We start from the raw sequence: 7,892 nt of genomic DNA on the forward strand, positions 1-7,892 counted from the left end.
ACGGTTGCCGACCGTGGACCCGACGCCGGTATACCGAACGCCGTCGGACGATGGCGCCCGTTCACGTAGCGAGGAGGCCAATTTACGGATTGGAGGCAAATCGGACTTGCGCTCGAACAGAGTATCTACGTCCGGTTATCACGTCCGACGGCTATCCAGGATGTTGTTGATGCCTTTACCGGGTTACTCGGACGTCTTTTCATCGGCCAACAGCCGCACCTCCCGTTGCGGAAAGGGAAAGCTCAGGCCGGCGGCATTGACCGCATCATAAACAGCCGCGGCGAGTTCGCTGCTGACGCCGGACGCGGCGTCATAGTCGGCCCAGACCCGCAGTTCGAAGTTGATCGCGCTGTCGCCGTAGCCGACGAAGAGACAGCGGGGCGGCGGCTCCGGCAGGACCCCGGGGTGGTCGCGCGCGACCCCTTCCAGCAGGGCGATCACCTGGGCCGGGGCCGTCCCGTAAGCGAGCCCCACCGGGAGTTCCAGCCGCCGCTGCTGATCGCTCAGAGTCCAGTTGGTGACCTGGTTGGAGGTCAACTCGGAGTTCGGGATGATCACCTCCGCCCCCTGCAAGGTGCGCAGCACGCTGGCGCGGATGCCGATGCGGCGCACCCGCCCCTGCAGGTCCCCGACCTGCACCGCGTCCCCCACATGAATGGGCTGCTCGAACAGCAGGATGAGCCCGGCGACAAAGTTCTGCACCACATTCTGGAGTCCGAGGCCAATGCCCACACCCAAGGCTCCGGCGAACACCGTCACCTGGGTGAGAGTAATCCCCAGAAAACCGAGCGCGAGGAAAAACGCCAGGATTCCGATCGTGTACTGGATCAGGCTCGATGCCGCGTAAGAGACACCGGTCGCGATCCCGGCCCGGGGATAGACCTCCTCTTCGAGGATGAACCGCAGCACGGCGGACACGAGATAGGCGGCCCACAGGGTCAGGCCGAAGGCCAGCACATCCCCGGCGGAGGTGCTGAATGCACCCAAGGTCAGGCGGACCGCCAGGGCTTGCTGAACCAGCGTCAAGGTCGGCTGCCAGAGACCCAGATAGTCCAGATAGCGGAAACACCAGGCCAGCACCGCGAGCCACAGGAACCAGCGCTGGAACCTGGACAGCAACCACTCCCGGTGGTTGGCGACCAGCCGCAGCCGCTGCAGCGGCCAGGTCCGCAACGCAAAAGCGAGTATGGCGATGCTCACCTCAACCGCGGCATAGATCCAGAGCGCATCCGCCGCGCCGACGAGAACTGCCGGGGTGGTGAGCCGGGCGAGCTCCAACCGGCCAAACAAGCTGGCAACGAGCCCGATGATCAGCGTGACCAGGACACCCCCGGTCAGTGGCCGCCAGACCCAGTGCAGAGCCGGTTGCGAGGCTGCATCCCCGCCGCCCGCGGACTTGAGGTGCCTGAACAGCCGCAGCACCACGCCAACCGCGGCAAGCGACTCACCGAAGATCATCACCTGGCCGACCACCGGCGGGACACCCCCAAAGGCATGGTGGACGCTATCCAAGGCGAAGAGCAGGCCCAGCGCATAGAGGGTCGGACGCAGTGACCGGTCCACCCGCGGGCGCACCAGAACGATCATCGGGACCAGGGCCAAGGCCCCCAGCAATTCCTTGACGCGCAGCGGCGTCGGCGACCACAGGGTAGTGGCGGCGATCAGCGCGATCAGCGCCGCGGCGGCGACCGGTCGGTCGAAGACGATGCTGATCCGGGCCATGTCCCCGCCTGCCGCGGCGCATTGCGGCAATCGGCGGCGTGCCGCCAGCAAGGTCGCCAGCACGACCACAAAGACCCCCAGATGGACCGGCATATGAGTGGCCGGATTGGTCAGGTAGGCGCTGAGGTCGGCTTGGTAGGCCGCATAGACCTGGTGCGCTCGCACCTGGAGCACCGCCAGCCCCCGGCGCCAGAGGTCAGGGTCCCATAGCGGGCGGCTGGTGCGCGCCAGGAGGCCGCCCGTGGTCCCTTGCTGCACCTCCTGGATGCGCGTCCGCACGGTCTCGCAGCGGGCGACCTCCCGCGCAATCGCCCCCTGGAGATCGAGCGCCTCGTCGCGCCGAGCCTGATCGAGCGGCTCTGCCGCCGCGAGCTGCGCCAGCGTCGCGTCGATCTGGTTGAGCATCGGCGCCGGGGCGCCGCCGGCCGCCGCGGCCTCGCGGGTCAGAGTCCAAGTCTCACGCAGGGCCGCGATCTGAGTCAGGGTCTCTTGGAGCCGCGTGACCCGTCCCGTGAGGATCTCCAGCCAGGCGTTCAGTGCGAGCTGACGGCTGGACCAGAGCTGATCGGTACCCTGCAATGCCTCGAGCGACGGCTGCTCTTGCAACATACTCAGGGTGCGTTCGAGATCCGCCGCGAATTCGGCGCTCACCGCGGGCAGCGCGTCACCGATGGCCTCGATCGCGCCGCCCGGCACCCGTTGTGATGAAAAGACCCGCAGCAGATGCGCTGTTTGCGCAATCGATGGTGCAATCCGTTCGATCGGGATGGGTGCGGGCGGCACCGGCGACGGGGCCGCTACAACGGACGGCGGCTGGGTGGGCGCCACTTGAGGGAGGGACTCAGCCGCCAAGACCCGCGCGGACATCGGCCAGGCGCAGATCAGCAGCCAGCCGAGCGTCAGCGCGAGCCGCCGAAGGTCGGCCGCCAAGCACCGCGGCGGGTCGGACAGCCGCGCAGGTTGCCGCTCGATCAGGGGCGACGAGGCCGCGATCGGGTCCGAGTCAAACCTGGGTCCGGCTGACCGGTGCGCGATCAAGCATATTAGCTGCATATCCCGTACCCGATGAAAAGTAAGGACCGCGGAAAGACGGGGCTTCGCATGTGGACGATCAGCGGGGTGCGATCTCCAGCGTCCGCACGGCTTCGGCAATGTCCTCGCTCAGACGCGCCACCGCCCGACTGTGGGCCGCCGCGACGGCGGGGTAGCCCGACTCACGCAGTGGCTCGCGGACCCGGGTCCGCCCGGTCAGGGACTGACCGCCCGCGGTTCGGCGCACCACCCACACGGCCTCGAAGGTGATCGCTTCGCCGGGGGTCGAGTCGAGCCGCTGCACCTCGATCAAGGCGCGGTATTGGACATCCGCGGTCGCCGTCTGGGCGGCTTGAGTGACCCGATCAGCCCCCAACATGAGCACCAGATTCTCGGCCACCGCGCGCGCGATCTCGCTCTTGAGCGGCGAGGCCCAGCGGTTGAACTCGTCGATGCGCACCTGGTTGGGACCGTCGGTAACGACGATCTCCGGACGATCAACCGACGCCGGGACGGACACCGGACCCACGGACACCGACCGGCTGGACGGGGGAGCGGCGGGCGCGCTCGCCGCGCTCAGGGTATAGAAACGCGACGGGGGCGAGGCGCACCCGACCGCGAGCAGCATCATCAGTCCAACGACAAGGAGGGCGGGTTGGCGGCGCATCAGGGTGTTTTCTCGGTCTTGCCGCGGATCAGGGAGGCGGGCTGGCGCTCCAGATAATCGCTGAGTCCCCGCACGGCCCGTGCCGCCCCGGCGATCTCTTCCAGGGCATCGCGCAGTTGGATCTGGCCTGGGGCATCCTCTCCCAGGAGGGTGGCGTCCGTGCTCTTGATCAGGCGATCGGCCGAGTCGAGGGCACGCCGCAGGTCCGTGACCGTCGACACCAGTTCCGGAGTGAGCCCGGTGTCGATGCGATTGACCGCCTTGTTGACGTCCTTGAGGGTCTTATCGAGTGACTCGATGACCTTCTTCAGATCGGCACCGATCGCCTTGAACGGCAGCGCGTCGATCTTGGCGAGGATCGCTGTCACCTTCGCCTCCAGGTCCGGCACCGTGCTCGGCACCGTGGGGATCGCCGGCGTTGCCTGCGTCCAGTCGACGTCCGGCTTGCCGGCCTCCGGAAAGAAGTCGAGTGCGACAAGCAACTGGCCCGTGAGCAAGCTGCCGCTGCGCAGTTGGGCGCGCAGCCCCCGCTCCTCGACCAACCGCTTGAAGACTGCATGGGTGGCCTGCTCGCTCTGCACGATGGCCTGGCCGGCGGCCGACTGCTGTGTCTGCAGGCGGGCGACGATGCGTTCCGGATACGCGACGACCTCCACCCGCCCGCGCACCGCCAGCTTCACCGGGTCCAGGTCGACGCCGACCTGGGTGACCTCACCGGCCGGCAAACCGAGCAGCGTGAGTGGAGCGCCGACGGACAGCCCGCGCAATGACTCGCTGAAATAGAGCACATAAGATCTGGCGATGGTATCCGGCTGCTTCATGGCCGTGGTCCGGTCGCCGTAAAGGGGAAAGGCACTGCCCGCGGCGGCGGGTTCGCTGGTGGCGGCGAAACCGGGAGACTCGAACGCGATGCCGCCGATCAGCAGCGATACCAGCGATTGCGTGCGCAGGTCCAAGCCGCCGGCGCCGAGCGAGACATCGACACCGCTGGCATTCCAGAACCGCGTATCGGTGCCGACGAACCGATCGTAGGGCGCGTTGACGAAGACCCGGATGCTGACTGACTTGCCGTCGTCGGCAAGCGCATAGGCGATCACCTGGCCGACCTGAAGACGGCGGAAATACAGCGGCGACCCGATCCCCAGCGACCCCATGTCGTCGGCCTTGAGCTGGAACTGTCGACCCGGCTGATCGATGGTCACGGCCGGCGGCACCTCCAGCCCGACGAAGCGGCGCCCTGCCCTGTTCGCATGGCCCTGTTCAAAGCCAATGTAGTTGCCCGCCAGCAGGGTGCCCAGACCCGAGACCCCGCTCAGTGTCACACGCGGCGCGACCACCCAAAAATTGGCGTCCTCAACCATCAGCCCTGCCGCGTGCTTGTCGATCCGGGCGGTGACCATGACCTTCGAGTACTCCTGGTAAAGCTCCACCGCCGTGACCTGGCCGATCTTCACGTCCTTGTATTTAATGAAGGTCTTACCGGCCTCGACGCCCTCCGCCGAGCTGAAGACGATGGTGATGGTCGGCCCTTCGTTCATGATGCGGTTGACCGCAATCCCGATCGCCACCGCGGCGGCGATCAGCGGAATGAGCCAGATGGCCGAAATCCGCCGCCGCCGTGGCGGCGTCAGGGTGGCTCGGGGCAGCGTCGCGCGGTCGATCGGGTCAGGCAACATCAGGCTCCGTCTCAGTACCGGCATCCCAGATCAGGCGCGGATCGAAGGACTCGGCGGCGATCATCGTCAGCACCACCACCGCCGCGAAGAAGACCACCCCGGCACCAGGCTGCACGGACATCAGGGGCGAAAGCTGCACCAGCGCGACGGTGAAGGTATCAACGAAGACATCGAGCATCGACCAGCGGCCGATGAACACGACCAGATGATAGAGCCGGGTCCGCTCCCGGTTGCTTGCAACCGAGCCGCGCTGCACCGTGATCAACAGATAGGCGAGCGCCAACAGCTTGCCGAGCGGCACCATCACACTCGCGATCAGCACGATCAGCGCCAGCGGCCAGGATCCGGAGGTGAACAGGAAGACCACCCCGCCCATGATAGTGTCGTATTCAGTCGACCCGAGCGTGGTGGTGCCGAGCACCGGCAGCAGGTTGGCCGGGACGTAGCAGATGGCCGCGGCAATGACGAGTGCCCAGGTGGTCTCGACGGAGCCCCGGCGGCGCGCTGCCAACCGCGCGCCACAGCGCGGACAATGGCCGGGCGCGGCGGGGCTTGTCGGCGCAGCAAGCAGGCCGCAGGTTCCGCAGGACACCAGTCCAGCCCGCGCGGCGGTGAGCGCGCTGATCGTCATGGTGCCGACCAAAGGTTCAGGGGGCCGTCGGCCTGGACCGCGCCGTCCGCGGGTGGTGACCCGTCGTCGGCCCAGGTGACCCGCTTCCAGATCGCTTCCGGATCAAAGCTGGACTGGATGGCAGGGATGAGCAGCATCAATACACCCACCGCATACATTCCGATATCCGGCTCCACGGTGGCCAGTTCCGCAATTTTGATGAGCGCGACCAGGATACCCAACATCATCACCTCGACCATCGACCAGGGCTGCATCGCCTCGGCCCAGCGCAGCAGTTCCCCAACCCAACGCGCGGCGGGCGGCCGCCGGGCGGCGAGCAGGACCGCCAGCGTGCACAGCAGGTAGGCCGCCGGGGCGAATACCGCACAGAAGGCCACAACGATGGCGGTCAACTCCTGGCCCTGAAGCCACATCTGCCAAGCGCCGCCGGCAATCGTGGTGCTCGCCTGCTGTCCCACCACCGAGAGCCCCATCAGCGGCGCCGTGTTGGCCAGGATCAGCACCAGCAACGCGGCGATGCTGAGCGCCAGCGGACGCTCGATCGGGTCCGCCGCCTGAGTCGCCAGGGTCCGACCGCAGCGCGCGCAACTCGCCTTGCCGCCGGGCGGGAGCTCCGGCACGACCTGCAGCAGATCGCAATCCGGGCAGGCAAGAGTCTCGGTGTTCCCCGCGAACTCCGGCCAGTTGTCGATACCAGAAGGAACTGTTGGCACGCTACCGGTCATGAGAAGACGTTGACCCGCCCCGCAAGATGAATATCTCCCGTGGGAGCGGCCTCCGGCCGCGATGCGGTGCCGCGGTAACCGCCGATGCGCGCGATCCCGCGAGACCCCATCGCGGCCGCAGGCCGCTCCTATCGGGTCGCCGTGTGACGCTCACGGTCACCCCGGATGAGAATGATGATGGACGCAGATCTTACCAGCGAAATGTGACACCAAGCGCCGGACCGGTGAAGCGCAGGTTGGAATCATCCTCGTCGAAGTCATAGGAGAGCGAGCGCAGCGCGAGTGTCGCATCGCCCCACTCGAACCGGTACCCGACCCCCACCAAAGCCTGCCAGGTCCAACTCGACGAACCGGTTCCCACGTCCAGGTAATAGGGCATGAACCAGCGTGTATCGCCGAACAGAATCTCGCCCTTGGCCCCCACGAGGCCAACCCAGTCCTCCCGGTTCTTGGAGACCTTGCCGGTCCGGTCGAGCAGTCCGTAGCTGCCCGCGAGTTGCCACTTGAACTCGGTATCCAGACCGAGATAACGGAAACCCGCGAGCAGATCGACATGGCCCCAGGCACCGTGGGCCAGCGTATAGCCGCCGCCAAGGGTCCAGACCGTCCCGTCCAAACTGGTCTCGGCCTGGTGGGCCACGTTGGTCAAAGACTCGCCACGCAGCCCGCGGACAGTACGGATGCGGGAGTCCTGATTGCCCAAGTCCAGGTAAATGATATCCGTGTAGACCGACCAGAGACCCTTGCGCGCCTCGCCGCTCAGCATCAGAGCGAATTGCAGGTTCGAGAGATAGTCGTTGGGTCCGATCTCGGTGCTGAGTTGGGTGGCCCCGGATCGAAACAGGGCCGCCGCGCGGGGCCGCAGATCATAATTCAGGTCGGCGTTGATATTGGGCAGCCACACATAGGGCGTCAAGTTGAAGTGCCAGGCGCCATCGAACGGATCGACCGCCGCCGCGGCGGGGATTGCGACTAACGATCCGGCGAGCAAAACAGCAGCCTGAACCAGTGTCGCGGGTGGGTGTTGGGGTTGCTTCATGTGTCTCATTCAAATCTCGTGCTGGAAACCGGCGTGCATTCGGCGCAATACGCTGCGCTATTGCGCCCTACGCGGGCCGACGCACCCTACACTCCGTTCGCGCTGAAGCATGACCCAGGAAACCACGTAGGGCGCAACAGAGCACCCGGAACAGTCAAGCCGACTTGATCAAGGCCACTTGGAAGCAGGAAGAACCGCACCGCTACGCAGCGATGCGGCTCATTCGTTATCGCCGCTCAGCGCTTGACGTCATCCGGTCGATATACTCTAAATAGGAATAATTTGCGATTTTCTAATACGTTGAAATTTTAATGAAAATAAGGTTTCCATCTCACTCTTGCATTGAGTATTCGCATTGATCAAGCAGTTTGAAATTGCGCTCTTAAATTTCGGAAAATCT

Annotated in this window: 6 protein-coding genes; all 6 read right to left on the bottom strand. The window is 65.8% G+C overall.

The features are described from left to right. Positions 1 to 183: 183 nt before the first annotated feature. The 6 genes from QZY03_RS14880 to QZY03_RS14905 all read right to left on the bottom strand — a co-directional run bounded on the left by QZY03_RS14880 (position 184) and on the right by QZY03_RS14905 (position 7,501). Entirely contained in the window at positions 184 to 2,652 is a 2,469-nt protein-coding gene (locus tag QZY03_RS14880) for a mechanosensitive ion channel domain-containing protein (protein WP_295582342.1), read from the bottom strand. 181 nt (positions 2,653 to 2,833) lie between these two features. Beyond that, positions 2,834 to 3,421: a membrane integrity-associated transporter subunit PqiC gene (locus QZY03_RS14885; protein ID WP_295582344.1), complete on the bottom strand. Its 588-nt coding sequence runs from the start codon at positions 3,419 to 3,421 to the stop codon at positions 2,834 to 2,836. Continuing rightward, positions 3,421 to 5,097 (bottom strand): MlaD family protein, encoded by a 1,677-nt coding sequence (locus QZY03_RS14890; RefSeq protein WP_295582346.1) that lies wholly within the window; start codon positions 5,095 to 5,097, stop codon positions 3,421 to 3,423. Before QZY03_RS14890 ends, QZY03_RS14885 begins: the two co-directional genes overlap by 1 nt. Beyond that, on the bottom strand, positions 5,087 to 5,728 hold the full coding sequence (locus QZY03_RS14895; protein ID WP_295582348.1) for a paraquat-inducible protein A: 642 nt from the start codon (positions 5,726 to 5,728) through the stop codon (positions 5,087 to 5,089). Before QZY03_RS14895 ends, QZY03_RS14890 begins: the two co-directional genes overlap by 11 nt. After that, positions 5,725 to 6,441 carry a paraquat-inducible protein A gene (locus tag QZY03_RS14900; RefSeq protein WP_295582350.1) on the bottom strand — a complete coding sequence of 239 codons (717 nt, stop codon included), beginning with the start codon at positions 6,439 to 6,441 and terminating at the stop codon, positions 5,725 to 5,727. The genes QZY03_RS14895 and QZY03_RS14900 overlap by 4 nt, the downstream gene beginning before the upstream one ends. Before the next feature lie 202 nt (positions 6,442 to 6,643). Beyond that, positions 6,644 to 7,501 (bottom strand): hypothetical protein, encoded by an 858-nt coding sequence (locus tag QZY03_RS14905; RefSeq protein WP_295582352.1) that lies wholly within the window; start codon positions 7,499 to 7,501, stop codon positions 6,644 to 6,646. Between the last annotated feature and the right edge of the window lie 391 nt (positions 7,502 to 7,892).

Source organism: uncultured Lamprocystis sp. (assembly GCF_903933125.1).
GTDB lineage: Bacteria > Pseudomonadota > Gammaproteobacteria > Chromatiales > Chromatiaceae > Thiodictyon.